This is a genomic window from Streptomyces sp. NPDC049541 (genome assembly GCF_044465725.1).
Taxonomy (GTDB): Bacteria; Actinomycetota; Actinomycetes; order Streptomycetales; family Streptomycetaceae; genus Streptomyces.
Window position 1 is genome coordinate 59,044 of record NZ_JBITLY010000015.1, and the last position, 16,028, is coordinate 75,071.

General features: G+C 70.0%; 13 protein-coding genes. 10 read left to right on the plus strand and 3 right to left on the minus strand.

The window, feature by feature from the left end; all coding sequences use genetic code 11:
* Positions 1-52: 52 nt before the first annotated feature.
* On the minus strand, positions 53-2,452 hold the full coding sequence (locus ACIBW9_RS37800; RefSeq protein WP_398961918.1) for an MFS transporter: 2,400 nt from the start codon (positions 2,450-2,452) through the stop codon (positions 53-55).
* A 146-nt stretch (positions 2,453-2,598) separates the two neighbouring features.
* On the minus strand, positions 2,599-3,042 hold the full coding sequence (locus tag ACIBW9_RS37805; protein ID WP_398961921.1) for an SRPBCC family protein: 444 nt from the start codon (positions 3,040-3,042) through the stop codon (positions 2,599-2,601).
* Positions 3,043-3,222: 180 nt separating this feature from the next.
* On the opposite strand from ACIBW9_RS37805, the gene ACIBW9_RS37810 reads away from it, so the two are divergent.
* The 4 genes from ACIBW9_RS37810 (at position 3,223) to ACIBW9_RS37825 (ending at position 6,979) form a co-directional block, all read left to right on the plus strand.
* Positions 3,223-4,266: an Rv2578c family radical SAM protein gene (locus tag ACIBW9_RS37810; protein WP_398961923.1), complete on the plus strand. Its 1,044-nt coding sequence runs from the start codon at positions 3,223-3,225 to the stop codon at positions 4,264-4,266.
* A 135-nt stretch (positions 4,267-4,401) separates the two neighbouring features.
* A complete protein-coding gene (locus ACIBW9_RS37815) occupies positions 4,402-5,997 on the plus strand; it encodes an alpha/beta hydrolase (RefSeq protein ID WP_398961926.1) in 1,596 nt (531 codons plus the stop codon).
* Positions 5,998-6,059: 62 nt separating this feature from the next.
* Entirely contained in the window at positions 6,060-6,458 is a 399-nt protein-coding gene (locus tag ACIBW9_RS37820) for a RidA family protein (RefSeq protein WP_398961929.1), read from the plus strand.
* Between the two features lie 20 nt (positions 6,459-6,478).
* The gene (locus ACIBW9_RS37825) at positions 6,479-6,979 is read left to right on the plus strand and encodes a GNAT family N-acetyltransferase (RefSeq protein WP_398962154.1); all 501 of its coding nucleotides are present in this window, start codon (positions 6,479-6,481) and stop codon (positions 6,977-6,979) included.
* Between the two features lie 7 nt (positions 6,980-6,986).
* On the opposite strand, the gene ACIBW9_RS37830 is transcribed toward ACIBW9_RS37825, so the two are convergent.
* Positions 6,987-7,562 carry an adenylosuccinate lyase gene (locus ACIBW9_RS37830; RefSeq protein ID WP_398961931.1) on the minus strand — a complete coding sequence of 192 codons (576 nt, stop codon included), beginning with the start codon at positions 7,560-7,562 and terminating at the stop codon, positions 6,987-6,989.
* Positions 7,563-7,992: 430 nt separating this feature from the next.
* Here ACIBW9_RS37830 and ACIBW9_RS37835 point away from each other — a divergent pair, with 430 nt between their 5' ends.
* The 6 genes from ACIBW9_RS37835 to ACIBW9_RS37860 all read left to right on the plus strand — a co-directional run bounded on the left by ACIBW9_RS37835 (position 7,993) and on the right by ACIBW9_RS37860 (position 16,024).
* Complete coding sequence (locus ACIBW9_RS37835; protein ID WP_398961933.1) at positions 7,993-9,798, plus strand: 3-hydroxyacyl-CoA dehydrogenase family protein; 1,806 nt, start codon at positions 7,993-7,995, stop codon at positions 9,796-9,798.
* A gap of 118 nt (positions 9,799-9,916) precedes the next feature.
* Complete coding sequence (locus ACIBW9_RS37840; RefSeq protein WP_398961937.1) at positions 9,917-10,750, plus strand: TetR family transcriptional regulator; 834 nt, start codon at positions 9,917-9,919, stop codon at positions 10,748-10,750.
* 390 nt (positions 10,751-11,140) lie between these two features.
* Positions 11,141-12,484, plus strand: coding sequence for a crotonyl-CoA carboxylase/reductase (gene ccrA, locus ACIBW9_RS37845; protein ID WP_398961940.1), 1,344 nt, complete (start codon positions 11,141-11,143; stop codon positions 12,482-12,484).
* A 17-nt stretch (positions 12,485-12,501) separates the two neighbouring features.
* Entirely contained in the window at positions 12,502-14,550 is a 2,049-nt protein-coding gene (locus ACIBW9_RS37850; protein WP_398961943.1) for a protein meaA, read from the plus strand.
* Positions 14,547-15,512: a CoA ester lyase gene (locus tag ACIBW9_RS37855; RefSeq protein WP_115910143.1), complete on the plus strand. Its 966-nt coding sequence runs from the start codon at positions 14,547-14,549 to the stop codon at positions 15,510-15,512. The genes ACIBW9_RS37850 and ACIBW9_RS37855 overlap by 4 nt, the downstream gene beginning before the upstream one ends.
* A 5-nt stretch (positions 15,513-15,517) precedes the next feature.
* Positions 15,518-16,024 (plus strand): MaoC family dehydratase, encoded by a 507-nt coding sequence (locus tag ACIBW9_RS37860; RefSeq protein WP_389077432.1) that lies wholly within the window; start codon positions 15,518-15,520, stop codon positions 16,022-16,024.
* The last annotated feature ends 4 nt before the right edge of the window (positions 16,025-16,028 follow it).

Below are 16,028 nucleotides of genomic sequence, written 5' to 3' on the forward strand. Positions count from 1 at the left end.
AACGGAACGGCCCTCGCGCCCCGGGGCGCGCGCCGGAGCGTATGACACCACGTCAGTCTTCGTGGCCCAGCTGCAGATCCCGCTCGGTCCGTCCGCCTCCCGCGACCCGGAGCACGGTGGCGACCGGCGGGTAACCGGCCGCGATGACGGTGTACTCGCCGGAGGACAGGTCGACGAACCGGAACGTTCCGTCGAGGCCGGTGGTCAGCGTGTCCACCACATTGCCCGCCGCGTCGAGCAGGGTCACGCGCGCGTCCTCGACCGGCCTCCCGCCGCTGGTGCGCACGGTGCCGCGCAGCACGGCGCCGCCCGCGAGTTCGACGTCCTGGCGGGTCTCCCGGGCGGCCTGGACGGTGACGGGGAGCGCGGCCGGGCGGAACCCGGGTGCGCTCGCGGCGAGGGTGTACTCGCCCGCGACCAGCTCGGTGATGACGTAGCCGCCCTCGCGTCCGCTGCGGGTGGTGGCGACGACCTCGCCGCGCACGTCGGTGAGTGTGACGGTGGCGTCCCGCACGGGGGTGCCGTCGGCGGTGAGCACGCCGCCGGCGAGGCGTCCGGCGCCGCCGAGGACGACGTCCAGCTCCACGGGGCGCTCGCCGACGGTGATGGAGACGGCCTGCGGCTGGTGGCCGCCCGCGGCGGCGATCAGGACGTACGCCCCGGTGCCGGGCGTGGACAGCGCGTACCGCCCGTCCTCGCCGCTGGCGCCGCGTCCGATCTGCTGTCCGGTGGCGTCGATGAGCGTGAGCGCGGCGCGCGGGACGACGGTCCCGTCGGGGTGCTGCACCGTGCCGCAGACGGGGACTCCGGAGGCGTACGGCGACCTGGCGTGCGGCACCTGGCCGGTCGCGGTTGCCGGTTCCGTTTCGGAGGTGTTGTGGGACACCAGGGGTTTCTCCTTGAGGAAGAACGCGATGAGCAGGCCCAGGGCGAGCACCGGCACCAGGTAGAGGAAGATCCGGGGCATGGCGTCGGCGTACGCGCGGATGTAGTCGTCGCGGAGCGGCGCGGGCAGGGCGTGGACGAGCTGCGGGGTGATGGACTGCGGGTCGGGAAGCTGTGCACCCGCGCGCGTGGGCAGCCGATTTTCGAGGGCGTCGGTGAGCCGGCCGGCGAAGAGGGTGCCGAAGACCGCGGCGCCGACGCTGCCGCCGATCTGCCGGAAGTAGTTGTTGGCGCTGGTGGCGGTGCCGAGATCGGCGGGGCGCACGGAGTTCTGCACGGCGAGGATCAGGACCGGCATCACCATGCCGATGCCGGCGCCGAGCACGGCCATCCAGAGGCTGTAGTGCAGTCGGGGCGTGTCGACCTGGAGGCGGGAGAGCAGCCACATGCCGACGACGGAGACGGCGCTGCCGAGGACGGGATAGATCTTGTAGCGCCCGGTGTGGCTGATGAGCTGCCCGGAGACGATCGAGGCGCCGACGATGCCACCCATCATGGGCAGCATCAGCAGACCCGACTCGGTGGCGGAGGCCCCGTCGACCATCTGCAGAAAGGTCGGCAGATAGCTGGCGGCGCCGAACAGCGCGACGCCGATCACCAGGCCCACCAGAGCGGTGACGTTGAAGACGGAGTCCCTGAACAGCCGCAGCGGGATGAGGGGTTCGACGGCGACGTGCTCGACGACGAGGAAGAGGACGGTGGCGGCCGCCGCTCCCGCGCCGAGACCGAGGATCGTCCGCGAGTCCCAGGCGTACTCGGTGCCGCCCCAACTGGTCAGCAGTACGAGGCAGGTGGACGCGGCGGCGAGCAGCACAGCGCCCAGCACGTCGAACCGCGCCTTGGCCTGCGGCTTGGGGAGTTTCAGTACGACGGTGACGACGGCCAGGGTGACCAGGCCGAAGGGGACGTTGAAGTAGAAGCACCAGCGCCACGAGAGGTGGTCGGTGAAGTACCCGCCCAGCAGGGGGCCGGCCACGGACGCCAGGCCGAAGGCGGCGCCGATCAGCCCCATGAACCGTCCGCGCCTGCGGGGCGGCACGATGTCCGCGATGATCGCCTGCACACCGATCATGAGTCCGCCCGCACCGACGCCCTGGACCGCACGGAAGGCGATCAGCTGGTCCATGCTCTGCGCCCGGCCCGCGAGCGCGGCGCCGATCACGAAGACGACGATGGCGAACTGGAAGACACCCTTGCGGCCGAGCAGGTCGCCGAGCTTGCCGTAGACCGGGAGGCCCACGGTGGCCGTCAGGAGGTAGGCGGTGATCGCCCAGGACATCCGGTCCAGGCCGTGCAGCTCGCCGACGATCTTCGGAAGCGCGGTGGCGACGATCATCTGCTCCAGGGCGGCGAGCAGCAGCGCCAGCATCAGCCCGAGGAAGACCAACCGCACCCGGCGCGGGCTCAGTGCGACCGGGTCGGCCGATGCGGCCGCTGCGGCGGGGGCCTGCGGGGGCGCCACGTCGGGTTCGCCCCGCAGCTCGCCCTGCACCGTCGTCCCGCTCACGTACCGCTCCCCTCGCCGCGCTGCCACACAATCCCGCTCAAGGCGGCAACTACGGGCAAGCGCGACGAGTTACGGCGGACCGGTGCGGCGCGGGGAGATCCACTCGATCCGGTGAGGGGCGTCAACGGCCCCCGAGCGGCCGGTGCTTACTTCTCGACCTCGGTGGCGAGCTTGGCGAGCACGGCGTCGTAGATCCGGCCGAGGCCCTTGGGCGCGAAGGTCTTCTCGAAGAAGCCGCCGATGCCGCCGGCGCCGTTCCAGACAGTGGTCACGACGACGCGGGACTTGCCCTCACCCGCCGGGGTGACCCGCCAGGTGGTGACCATGGAGGAGTTGCGGTCCTTCTCGACGAGCTCGCCGTCGGTGGGCTCGCTGACCTCCAGGAGGCAGTCGCGCACCCGCTTGCTGGTGGCCTGGAGCTTCCAGTGGACGAGGGTGCCCTCGCCGTCGCCGCCCTCGCGCACCTCGTACTCGCTGAAGTGCTCGGGCAGCAGCCTCGCGCGCGTGCCGCTGTAGTCGGCGAGGGCGTCGAACACCCTCTCCGCGTCTGCCGCGACGACCCGCTCGGTAGTGGCCTCGACCTGCGCCATCGGTTTCCTCCAGGACTTGCTGCTCTCGGGGTTGGGGCAAGCCAACCACCCCCGCCCACGGCCGCCCAAATCGGGGTGCCCGAGGACGCCCCCCGGGGGCTCGTGGAGCGAGCGGAAACAGGCCTTGCACGGGAAATCGAACACGTGTTTCACTCGGGGCAGCGCTACCGAGGAGGCGTCATGCGGTGGGAGAACCTCACAGTGGAGTCCGGCGGGCACAGCCGGGCGGCGGACGCCGCGCTGTTCGGCGCGGACGCGGTGGTCAGCCGTACCTTCGACACGCCCGAGTTCCGGGGCATCACCTTCCACGAGGTGCGGGCCCGCTCGATCATCAACCGGGTGCCGGGCGTCTCGCGGATGCCCTTCGAGTGGACGGTGAATCCGTACCGCGGCTGCTCGCACGCGTGCGTGTACTGCTTCGCCCGCAAGACGCACACCTATCTGGACCTCGACTCGGGGCTCGACTTCGACTCGCAGATCGTGGTCAAGGTGAACGCCCCGGAGCTGCTGCGCCGCCAGCTCGGCTCACGCCGCTGGCAGGGCGAGCACATCGCGATGGGCACGAACGTCGACTGCTACCAGCGCGCCGAGGGCCGCTACCGCCTGATGCCGGGCATCCTGTCCGCCCTGCGCGACCACGCCAACCCCTTCTCGATCCTGACGAAGGGCACACTGATCCTGCGCGACCTGGATCTGCTGGTGCAGTCGGCCCAGGTGACGGACGTCGGCATCTCGGTGTCGGTGGGCTTCACCGACACCGAGCTGTGGCGCACGGTGGAGCCGGGCACGCCCGCCCCGGAGCGGCGCCTGGACGTGGTCCGCACCCTCGCCGAGCACGGCATCGGATGCGGCGTCCTGATGGCCCCGGTGATCCCGTTCCTGAGCGACCGGCCGGCCCAACTGCGCGCCACCGTGCGGGCGATCGCGGCCTCCGGGGCCACCTCCGTCACCCCGCTGGTGCTGCACCTGCGCCCCGGCGCCCGCGAGTGGTTCATGGCCTGGCTGGGCCGGCACCACCCGTACCTGGTGCGCCGCTACGAGCGCCTGTACGCGGACGGCGCCTACGCCCCGAAGTGGTACCAGCGCCGGATCACCCGTCAGGTCCACGAGCTGGCACAGGAGTACGGGATCGGCCCCACGCGCGCGGGGATGCCACAGCGGATCCGGCCGCCCGAGACACCCGAGCCGACGGTGTCCGAACCGACCCAACTCACGCTCATTTGAGAGCATACGAGCGCATCCCGCGACCCAATCGGGTCAAGTCTTGCCGGAACGAGTTCTTCGGAGGCGGCTTTCCGGGACGATGCGGCGAGGACCGTGGGAATCACGGTCCGAAACCCTCCGTCCTGGGAGGACTTCATGAGGAAACGCGCAGCGGTGCTGTGCGGTGCCGCCGTCGTCGTGGCCGGGGGCTTCCCGGCCCTGCCCGCCGGGGCGAGCACCGTGCAGTCCCCGCGAACCGCTCCTGCCGCGGAACTCACCTGGAAGAACTGCGGCACCACGACCTATCCGACGCTCCAGTGCGCATCGCTCGACGTGCCGCTCGACCACGGGGACCCGCAGGGGAAGCAGATCACGCTCGCGCTCTCGCGCGTGAAGCACACCGCGCCGAAGAGCCAGGGCCCGCTGCTGGTCAACCCCGGCGGTCCCGGCGGCAGCGGTCTCACGCTCGCCGGATTCGTCGCGAACTCCCTGCCCAAGGCCGTCGCGGCCCAGTACGACGTCATCGGCTTCGACCCGCGCGGGGTCGGCAAGAGCAAGCCCGCCCTCGACTGCGAGCCGGGCCACTTCAACCCGGTGCGCCCGGACACCGTGCCGAGCACACCGGCCCTGGAGAAGACCAACCTCGACCGCGCCAGGTCCTTCGCCGCCGCCTGCGGAACGAAGTACGCGAGCCTGCTGCCGTACATCGACACGATTCAGGCCGTCCAGGACATGGACTCGATCCGCGCGGCCCTGGGCTCCCGGCAGACCAGCTACTTCGGCTACTCGTACGGCACCTACCTGGGCGCCGTCTACGCCAAGCTCTTCCCGCAGCGCGTGAAGCGCCTGGTCCTGGACTCGATCGTCGACCCGACCGGCGTCTGGTACGACGACAACCTCGCGCAGGACTCCGCCTTCGACGCCCGTCACAAGGCCCTGATGGCCTGGATCGCCAAGTACGACTCGACGTACGGACTCGGCACCGACCCGGCCAAGGTCGAGGCCAAGTGGTACGCGATGCGCAAGGCGGTCGCCAAGAAGCCGGCCGGCGGCAAGGTAGGGGCCTCCGAGCTGGAGGACACGTTCGTCCCCGGCGGCTACTACAACGGCTACTGGCCGGGTCTGGCCGAGGCGTTCGCGGCGTACGTGAACGACAAGAACCCCGACCCGCTGGTCGAGGTGTACCGGAGCGTCGGCGCCGTCGACGCGTCCGGGGACAACGGCTACAGCGTCTACGCCTCGGTGCAGTGCCGTGACGCCTCCTGGCCGCGCGACTGGAACCAGTGGCGCAAGGACAACTGGGCGGTGTACGAGAAGGCGCCGTTCATGACCTGGAACAACGCCTGGTACAACGCGCCGTGCGCGTTCTGGCCGACGGACTCGCTGAAGCCGGTGCGCGTCGCCAACGACAAGCTGCCGCCGGTGCTGCTGTTCCAGGCGACCGACGACGCGGCCACCCCGTACGAGGGCGGCGCGACGGTCCACCGCCTGCTGGCCGGCTCGAGCTTCGTGGTCGAGCAGGGCGGCGGCAACCACGGCATCACGCTGAGCGGGAACGCCTGCCTGGACAGGTACCTGGCGGCATATCTGTCCGACGGCACGGTGCCGCGCGGCGGCGGCCCGATCGACGCGGTGTGCCCGAAGACGCCCGACCCCAAGCCGCTGAGCTCCAAGGCGCCGATGAGCACCAAGGCGGCGTCGGGGTCCGACAGCGGCGCCACGCTGCATGCGCTGATCGGCTTCCGCGGCTGAGCACGACCCGAAGGTGAGGTCCCGTCGGGGGCGTTGTCACACCCATCGTCCACGATGGACGCATGAGTGAGCTGACCAGGATCACCGCCCCCGACGGGGTCTTCCCCGCCGCGCAGTACAGCCACGTCGTCATGGGCACGGGCCGTTTCGTCGCGATCGCCGGCCAGCTCGCCCTGGACGAGGAGGGCAGGCTTGTCGGCGAGGGCGATCCCGAGGCCCAGGCCCGCCAGGTCTTCGAGAACCTCCGCCGCTGTCTGGCCGCCGCGGGGGCGACCTTCGACGACGTCGTCAAACTCACCTACTTCGTCACGGACACGGCAGACCTGCCCGCGATCCGCGCGGCCCGCGCCGCCCACATACCTGACGACCGCCTCCCCGCCGCCTCCGCCGTACAGGTCGCCGCACTCGTCCGGCCCGAGTTCCTGATGGAGATCGAGGCCTTCGCGGTGGTGGACGGGTGAGCGGTCTCCTGGTCCGTGAAATGACCCTGGCGGACTGCGAGCGCGTGGCACAGATCCGCGTCGGCGGCTGGCAGACGGCCTACCGGGGGATCATCCCGCAGTCCTACCTCGACACGATGAGCGTGCCGGAGGACGCCGAGCGCCGCCGCACCCATTTCCTGGAGCGCAGCGCCGAGGTGGTGAACCTGGTCGCCGAGCAGGACGGGGAGATCGTCGGCTGGGCCTGCCACGGCCCGTACCGGGCCGGTGAAGTGCGCACCGCGGAGCTCGAGTTGTACGCGCTGTACGTGGCCCCCGAGTCGTACGGCGTGGGCATCGGACGGGCACTGATCGAGGAGTCGGTACGGCGGTGCACGGCCGCCGGGCACGCGCGTATGTACCTGTGGGTGCTCAAGGAGAACGCGCGCGCCCGCCGCTTCTACGAGCGGTCGGGCTTCCGCCCGGACGGCGCCGAGGAACCCTTCGAGGTGGACAGGGTCGAGGTGCCGGAGGTGCGGTACGTCAGGGAACTCGCCGGCTGACGCCGCCTCACCTCTGCCTCGGGATCCGGGCCAGCGCCCGCACCGCCGCCTCGGCCAGGGCCGGGTGGGCCAGTGCCTCGTTGAGCACCGGTCTGGCGCGGGCGTCCTCCAGGTCACCGAGGCCCTCCACACAGGCGAGCGCCACCCGGCGGTAGGGGTCGTGCGGGCCGAGCCTGCGCTGCAGGGTGGTGATCAGCGCGGGCACGGACTCGGGGGCGCGCAGCTGGGCAAGGAGCCGGACGGGGTGCAGGGCGTAGGCGACGCGGAGTTCGTTGGTGGCGAGGGCGGCCGCCGCGCGCGCGGTGCGCGGGTCGTCGAGGCGGGCGAGGGCGTAGGCGGCGGAGGCGCAGCGCTGCGGATCGCGGTGGTTGAGAAACAGGACGAGGGACTCGAAGGCACGCCGGTCACCCGCGAGCCCCAGCCGGAACGCCGCCAGCTCCCGGGCCCACAGCGGCTGCCCGGGCTCGGTGAGCACCCGCGCCAGCTCGTCCGGGTCCTCGGTGGCGACGAGACGGTCGTACTCGGCCGTCGCCCCCGACTCCGCCCGTAAACGCTCCGTGAGCGATCGCAACTCTTCGTCCATGACACCGAAGATTAGAGGGGACGCCGATCTCTCGGGACGTACATCACAAACACGGGGACTGGCGCGCTCGTTACCCGCCGGTTAAGCTCAGACGAGCGAGTTACCCACTCGCATCCGCTTGCGGCGGCCTGGTGACGCAGCTGCCGTGAGTGGGGGCACCTCCCACGCCCTTGAGGCAGTGGGGGAAAGTCGGTTCGGTACATCAGGTACCGCAGCACGACCCGGCCACGGGACAGGGCCGGTCGGATTTCCCACCGTTCGCTCCAGGCGTGTGCACGCCCGAGGCGACGGCACCGGGCGTGTGCGCTTGCAGCCCGGCAACACCCGCATTCCTTCATGCACCCGGTGCGCCGGGTCCGGCTTCGGCCGGCCTGCCCTCGGCGCACCCGGGCGCTCTCCCAGTCGTCACCCTCATGCCTGGAGTCCCGCGATGGCCACTCCCCTGTCCCACACCCCTTCCGCTTCGCTCACGACCATTGCCGTCGTCGGCCTCGGCACCATGGGCACCGGTATCACCGAGGTCCTCGCCAAGGCCGGCCGCGAGGTCGTCGGCATCGACATCAGCGAGGCCGCGGCCGCCAAGGCCCTCGCCACCCTGGAGGCGGCCACCGCCCGCGCCGTGGAGAAGGGCCGGCTGACCGAGCAGGAGCGCACCGAAGTCCTCGCCCGCGTGACCACCTCCACCGATCTGCGCGCCGCGGCCGACGCCGACCTCGTCATCGAGGTGGCTCCGGAGTCGTACGAGATCAAGCACCAGATCTTCCGCGAGCTCGACGGGATCGTGCGCCCGGAGACGATCCTGGCGACCGGCACGAACGCCCTGTCCGTGACCCGTCTCGCCGCCGACTCGGCCCGTCCGGAGCGCGTGCTCGGCCTGCACTTCTTCAACCCGGCGCCGGCGATGAAGCTCGTCGAGGTCGTCTCCTCGGTCCTCACCGCGCCGACCGCCGTCACCGCCGTCACCAACCTCGCCCTCGACCTCGGCAAGGAGCCCGTGGCGGTCGGCGACCGGCCCGGGTTCGTCGCCGACGGGCTGCTGTTCGGCTACCTCAACCAGGCCGCCGCGATGTACGAGGCCAAGTACGCCTCCCGCGAGGACATCGACGCCGCGATGCGGCTCGGCTGCGGTCTGCCGATGGGCCCGCTCGCGCTGCTCGACCTGATCGGTGTCGACACCGCCCGCACGGTCCTGGAGGCCATGTACGCCGAGTCCCACGACCGGCTGCACGCGCCCGCCCCGATCCTCAAGCAGCTCAGCGAGGCGGGCCTGACCGGCCGCAAGTCCGGCCGCGGCTTCTACACCTACGAGGCCCCCGGCAGCGCCACCGTCGTGCGGGACGCGCTGACGCCCCTGGACGGCGCCGCCCTCACCCCGGGCCGCGAGGTCCGCTCCGTCGGTGTCGCCGGCTCCGGCACCATGGCCTCCGGTATCGCCGAGGTCTTCGCCAAGGCCGGGTACGAGGTCGTCCTCGCCGCCCGCAGCGAGGAGAAGGCCCAGGCCGCCAAGGCCCGTATCGGCAAGTCGCTCTCACGCTCCGTCGACAAGGGCCGGATGACCGCCGAGGCGGCCGCGCAGACCCTCGACCGGATCACCGCCGCCGGTTCCTACGAGTCCTTCGCCGACGTCGACCTGGCCGTCGAGGCCGTCGCCGAGGACCTGGAGATCAAGCGGCAGCTGTTCCAGGCGCTGGACAAGGTCTGCAAGCCGGGCGCGGTCCTGGCCACCACCACCTCCTCGCTGCCCGTCGTCGCCTGCGCCCGCGCCACCTCGCGCCCGCAGGACGTGATCGGCATGCACTTCTTCAACCCGGCGCCGGCGATGAAGCTGGTCGAGGTCGTCCGTACGGTGCTCACGGCCGAGGACGTCCACGCGACGGTCCGTGAGGTGTGTGGACGGATCAAGAAGCACGCCGTCGACTGTGGCGACCGTGCGGGCTTCATCGTGAACGCGCTGCTCTTCCCGTACCTCAACAACGCGATCAAGATGGTGCAGGAACACTATGCGTCTCTTGACGACATCGACGCGGCGATGAAGCTGGGTGGCGGCTACCCGATGGGCCCGTTCGAGCTCCTGGACGTCGTCGGGCTCGACGTCTCCCTGGCGATCGAGAAGGTCCTGCACCGCGAGTTCCGCGACCCGGGCCTGGCCCCCGCGCCGCTCCTGGAGCACCTGGTGGCCGCGGGCTGCCTCGGCCGCAAGACGGGCCGTGGCTTCCGCGAATATGCCCGCCGCTGACGGCGCCGGCGACTGGTTCAGAGGCGAGACGGACTGGGGCGGACTGCTCGGCCCCGCCGGAGGACCCCCGCCCGCACCGGGCGGGGTAACCCCCGTACATGCGCAACAAGCTGCGCACATGCAGTACGTTCGGGTCATGTCCCAGCCCGCCAAGTCCTCACGTACACCAGCCACGCCCGACGCGCCGGAAAGTGCCGCAGGCAGTCGCGCGGCCGCCCAGCGGCTCAAGATGCGCCGCGAACTGGCGGCCGCGGCGATGGAGCTGTTCGCGACCAAGGGGTACGAGGCGACCACCGTCGACGAGATCGCGGCCGCTGCCGGGGTCGCGCGCCGCACCTTCTTCCGCCACTTCCGCTCCAAGGAAGAGGCGATCTTCCCCGACCATGACGACACGTTGATCCGTGCGGAGGCCGTGCTCAACGCGGCTCCCGCGCATGAGCACCCGCTCGACACGGTGTGCCGCGGCATCAAGGAAGTCATGCGGATGTACGCGGCACGGCCGGAGATCTCGGTCGCCCGCTACAAGCTCACCCGCGAGGTACCCACCCTGCGCGAGGCGGAGATCGCCTCGGTGGCGCGTTACGAGCGTCTCTTCACCCGCTATCTCCTCGGCCACTTCGACGAGCACGCGCACGACGACGACGCCAACGACGACCCGCTGCTCGCGGAGGTCGCCGCGTCCGCCGTGGTCACCGCCCACAACCACGTCCTCAGACGCTGGCTGCGGGCCGGCGGGCAGGGCGATGTGGAGGCGCAGCTGGACCACGCCTTCGCGATCGTGCGCAAGACGTTCGGGACGGGCATCGGGGCGGGGCGCAGCACGCCGGCGAACAAGCCGCCGGCTCCCGCGGCCGTCTCCACCCAGGGCGAGGTCCTGGTCACCGTCGCCCGCACCGACGCCCCGCTGGACGAGGTCATGCGGACCATCGAGCAGGCGCTCAAGGAACGCTGAGACCCGTCCCCCCTTTGTGACGACGGCCACCCTCCGGGGTGGCCGTTTTGGCATGTCAGGGGCCCTTTTCAAACAGCTTTCAGCGCCCGTTCGATCGATCATCGCTCATTTGTTACGTAAAGATTTCACCTGAGGGCAATCTCTGGCACTCAGTGCCTTGCAAGGTGACACGCGGTGTCATACGTTGAAGGAGTCCGGGCGGCCGGCGTGCAGAGACCTAGCGCACGCCGGCTGTCCCCTCAAGCCCATGGCTTGCGCGCCCGGACGCCTGCGTCACAGGCAACCTCCCGCGCCACAAAGCGCTGCCGCACAGCATGACCGCCGAACCGACGGCACCGACGTAACCCTCAGCGTCCCTCCCTCAGGACGCGTATCGCCGGAGGCAACACCGTGACCACCAAGGACATCCTGGACGCGATCCAGTCGCCGGAATCGACGCCGGCCGACTTCGCCGCCCTGCCGCTCCCCGAGTCGTACCGCGCGATCACCGTGCACAAGGACGAGACGGAGATGTTCGCGGGCCTGGAGACCCGCGACAAGGACCCGCGCAAGTCGATCCACCTGGACGAGGTTCCGCTGCCGGAGCTCGGCCCGGGCGAGGCCCTGGTGGCTGTCATGGCCTCCTCGGTCAACTACAACTCCGTGTGGACCTCGATCTTCGAGCCCCTGTCGACCTTCGGGTTCCTGGAGCGCTACGGCAGGCTGTCGGAGCTGACCAAGCGCCACGACCTGCCGTACCACATCATCGGCTCCGACCTCGCGGGCGTCGTCCTGCGCACCGGCCCGGGCGTCAACGCCTGGAAGCCCGGTGACGAGGTCGTCGCGCACTGCCTGTCCGTCGAACTCGAGTCGTCGGACGGCCACAACGACACCATGCTCGACCCCGAGCAGCGCATCTGGGGCTTCGAGACGAACTTCGGCGGCCTCGCCGAGATCGCGCTCGTCAAGTCCAACCAGCTGATGCCGAAGCCGGACCACCTCAGCTGGGAGGAGGCCGCCGCCCCCGGCCTGGTCAACTCGACCGCCTACCGCCAGCTGGTCTCCCGCAACGGCGCCGGCATGAAGCAGGGCGACAACGTCCTGATCTGGGGCGCGAGCGGTGGCCTCGGCTCGTACGCCACGCAGTTCGCGCTCGCGGGCGGCGCCAATCCGATCTGTGTCGTCTCCAGCCCGCAGAAGGCGGAGATCTGCCGCTCGATGGGCGCCGAGGCGATCATCGACCGCAACGCCGAGGGCTACAAGTTCTGGAAGGACGAGAACACCCAGGACCCGAAGGAGTGGAAGCGCTTCGGCAAGCGCATCCGCGAACTGACCGGCGGCGAGGACATCGACATCGTCTTCGAGCACCCCGGCCGCGAGACCTTCGGCGCCTCCGTGTTCGTCACCCGCAAGGGCGGCACCATCACCACCTGCGCCTCGACCTCGGGCTACATGCACGAGTACGACAACCGCTACCTGTGGATGTCCCTGAAGCGGATCATCGGCTCGCACTTCGCCAACTACCGCGAGGCCTGGGAGGCCAACCGGCTCATCGCGAAGGGCAAGATCCACCCGACGCTGTCGAAGACCTACTCCCTGGAGGAGACCGGGCAGGCCGCGTACGACGTGCACCGCAACCTCCACCAGGGCAAGGTCGGCGTGCTGTGCCTCGCCCCCGAGGAGGGCCTCGGCGTGCGCGACGAGGAGATGCGCGCCAAGCACATCGACGCCATCAACCGCTTCCGCAACATCTGAGACACCCGGGGTCATAGATGACTGAGCGTCAGAACGCCGACGGGGCAAGGAAGAAGGACCGGCCGTGGCTCATGCGCACGTACGCCGGTCACTCCACGGCCGAGGCGTCCAACGAGCTGTACCGGCGCAACCTCGCCAAGGGGCAGACGGGCCTGTCGGTCGCGTTCGACCTGCCCACGCAGACCGGCTACGACTCCGACCACATCCTCGCCCGCGGCGAGGTCGGCCGGGTCGGAGTGCCGGTCGCGCACCTCGGTGACATGCGCCGGCTGTTCCAGGACATCCCCCTGGAGCAGATGAACACCTCGATGACGATCAACGCCACCGCCATGTGGCTGCTGGCGCTCTACCAGGTCGTCGCCGAGGAGCAGGGTGCGGACATCACCCAGCTCCAGGGCACGACCCAGAACGACATCGTCAAGGAGTACCTGTCCCGCGGCACGCACGTCTTCCCGCCGGGGCCGAGCCTCCGTCTGACGACGGACATGATCGCGTACACGGTCTCCCACCTGCCGAAGTGGAACCCGATCAACATCTGCAGCTACCACCTGCAGGAGGCGGGCGCCACACCGGTCCAGGAGATCGCGTACGCGATGTCCACGGCGATCGCGGTCCTGGACGCCGTCCGGGACTCCGGACAGGTGCCGCAGGAGCGCATGGGCGACGTCGTCGGCCGTATCTCCTTCTTCGTGAACGCGGGCGTCCGGTTCATCGAGGAGATGTGCAAGATGCGCGCCTTCGGGCGGATCTGGGACAAGATCACACTTGAGCGCTACGGCATCCAGAACCCCAAGCACCGCCGCTTCCGCTACGGCGTCCAGGTCAACTCCCTGGGTCTGACCGAGGCGCAGCCGGAGAACAACGTCCAGCGGATCGTGCTGGAGATGCTGGCCGTGACCCTCTCCAAGGACGCACGCGCGCGTGCCGTCCAACTCCCCGCCTGGAACGAGGCGTTGGGCCTCCCCCGTCCCTGGGACCAGCAGTGGTCGCTGCGCATCCAGCAGGTCCTGGCGCACGAGAGCGACCTGCTGGAGTACGAGGACATCTTCGAGGGCTCGCACGTCATCGAGGCGAAGGTCGCGGGGCTCGTCGAGGAGTCCCTCGCCGAGATCGAGCGGATCCAGGAGATGGGCGGCGCGATGGCCGCCGTCGAGTCCGGCTACCTCAAGTCGCAGCTCGTCTCCTCGCACGCCGAGCGGCGCGCCCGTATCGAGTCCGGTGAGGAGAAGATCGTCGGCGTCAACATCTTCGAGACGACCGAGCCCAATCCCCTCACCGCGGACCTCGACACAGCCATCCAGACAGTCGATCCGGCGGTCGAGGCCCAGGTCATCGCCTCGCTGCAGCACTGGCGCGACACCCGTTACCAGCCGCCCTTCAACCACCCGCGCCCCTGCAAGGCGCTGGAGAGGCTGAAGGAGGCCGCCAAGGGCACCGACAACCTCATGGAGGCCACCCTGGAGTGCGCCCGCGCCGGAGTCACCACCGGCGAGTGGGCCGGGGCCCTGCGCGAGGTGTTCGGCGAGTTCCGGGCGCCGACGGGTGTCTCGTCCGCCCCGGTCGCGGTCGCCGCGGCGGAGGGCTCGGCGCTGAGCGACGTGCGCCGAAAGGTGGACGCCACCGCCCGCGACCTCGGCGTCGGCAAGCTGCGCTTCCTGGTCGGCAAGCCGGGCCTGGACGGGCACTCCAACGGCGCCGAGCAGATCGCCGTGCGGGCCCGTGACGCCGGCTTCGAGGTGGTCTACCAGGGCATCCGGCTCACCCCCGAGCAGATCGTGGACGCGGCCCTCGCCGAGGACGTGCACGCGGTCGGCCTGTCGATCCTCTCCGGCTCGCACGCCCAACTCGTCCCGGACGTGCTGGAACGGCTCCGTGTGGCCGGTGCCACAGATATACCGGTGATCGCCGGTGGCATCATCCCCAATGGCGACGCCGAACAGCTGCGGGCCGCCGGAGTGGCCGCGGTCTTCACCCCGAAGGACTTCGACATCACCGGGATCATCGGCCGCATCGTCGACGAGATCCGGAAAGCGAACAAGCTCGACCCCCTGGAGGTCCCCGCATGACCACGCCCGTCAACCGTCTGCGTCCGCGACGCTCCTGCCTCGCGGTCCCGGGAAGCAACCCCCGCTTCCTGGAGAAGGCGCAGGGCCTCCCGGCCGACCAGGTCTTCCTCGACCTCGAGGACGCGTGCGCCCCGCTCGCCAAGCCCGAGGCGCGGCACACCATCGTCAAGTTCCTCAACGAGGGCGACTGGACCGGCAAGACGAGGGTCGTGCGCGTCAACGACTGGACGACCGAGTGGACGTACCGCGACGTCGTCACGGTCGTCGAGGGAGCCGGCCAGAACCTCGACTGCATCATGCTGCCGAAGGTGCAGACCGCCCAGCAGATCGTCGCCCTGGACCTGCTGCTGACGCAGATCGAGAAGACGATGGGCTTCGAGGTCGGCAAGATCGGCATCGAGGCGCAGATCGAGAACGCCCAGGGCCTCAACAACGTCAACGAGATCGCGACGGCCTCCCAGCGCGTCGAGACGATCATCTTCGGCCCGGCCGACTTCATGGCCTCGATCAACATGAAGTCGCTGGTCGTGGGCGAGCAGCCGCCCGGCTACCCGGCGGACGCCTACCACTACATCCTGATGAAGATCCTGATGGCCGCCCGCGCCAACAACCTCCAGGCGATCGACGGCCCCTACCTGCAGATCCGCAACATCGACGGCTACCGCGAGGTCGCCCAGCGCGCCGCCGCGCTCGGCTTCGACGGCAAGTGGGTGCTGCACCCGGGCCAGGTCGAGGCGTCCAACGAGATCTTCTCGCCCTCCCAGGAGGACTACGACCACGCCGAGCTGATCCTGGACGCGTACGACTACTACACGTCCGAGGCGGGCGGCAAGAAGGGCTCCGCGATGCTCGGCGACGAGATGATCGACGAGGCCAGCCGCAAGATGGCGCTGGTCATCTCCGGCAAGGGACGTGCGGCCGGTATGCAGCGCACGTCGAAGTTCGAGATCCCGGAGGCCTGAGCGCGATGCAGTTCGGACGCACCTACGAGGAGTTCGAGGTCGGGGCGACGTACAAGCACTGGCCGGGCAAGACGGTCACGGAGTACGACGACCACCTGTTCTGTCTCCTCACCATGAACCACCACCCGCTCCACATGGACACCAACTATGCGGAGAAGACGACGGACTTCGGCAAGAACGTCGTCGTCGGGAACTACATCTACTCCCTGCTGCTCGGCATGTCCGTCCCGGACATCTCCGGCAAGGCGATCGCCAACCTGGAGATCGAGTCGCTCAGGCACGTGGCGCCGACCTTCCACGGTGACACGATCTACGGCCAGACGACCGTCCTCGACAAGTGGCCGTCGAAGTCGAAGAACGACCGCGGCATCGTCTACGTCGAGACCAAGGGCTACAAGCAGGACGGCACGCTGGTCTGCGTGTTCCGCCGCAAGGTGATGGTGCCGACCGAGACGTACATCAAGGAACGCGGCGGCGAGCAGCCCGGCCGCCCGGAACTTCAGGAGGGCTGAGCCC

Coding starts and splice junctions, on each gene's coding strand:
- ACIBW9_RS37805 (WP_398961921.1), bottom strand. CDS start 3,042: ATGGCGCAGGTCGAGGCCACTACCGAGCGGGTCGTCGCGGCAGACGCG.
- ACIBW9_RS37810 (WP_398961923.1), top strand. CDS start 3,223: ATGCGGTGGGAGAACCTCACAGTGGAGTCCGGCGGGCACAGCCGGGCG.
- ACIBW9_RS37815 (WP_398961926.1), top strand. CDS start 4,402: ATGAGGAAACGCGCAGCGGTGCTGTGCGGTGCCGCCGTCGTCGTGGCC.
- ACIBW9_RS37820 (WP_398961929.1), top strand. CDS start 6,060: ATGAGTGAGCTGACCAGGATCACCGCCCCCGACGGGGTCTTCCCCGCC.
- ACIBW9_RS37825 (WP_398962154.1), top strand. CDS start 6,479: ATGACCCTGGCGGACTGCGAGCGCGTGGCACAGATCCGCGTCGGCGGC.
- ACIBW9_RS37830 (WP_398961931.1), bottom strand. CDS start 7,562: ATGGACGAAGAGTTGCGATCGCTCACGGAGCGTTTACGGGCGGAGTCG.
- ACIBW9_RS37835 (WP_398961933.1), top strand. CDS start 7,993: ATGGCCACTCCCCTGTCCCACACCCCTTCCGCTTCGCTCACGACCATT.
- ACIBW9_RS37840 (WP_398961937.1), top strand. CDS start 9,917: ATGCAGTACGTTCGGGTCATGTCCCAGCCCGCCAAGTCCTCACGTACA.
- ACIBW9_RS37850 (WP_398961943.1), top strand. CDS start 12,502: ATGACTGAGCGTCAGAACGCCGACGGGGCAAGGAAGAAGGACCGGCCG.
- ACIBW9_RS37855 (WP_115910143.1), top strand. CDS start 14,547: ATGACCACGCCCGTCAACCGTCTGCGTCCGCGACGCTCCTGCCTCGCG.
- ACIBW9_RS37860 (WP_389077432.1), top strand. CDS start 15,518: ATGCAGTTCGGACGCACCTACGAGGAGTTCGAGGTCGGGGCGACGTAC.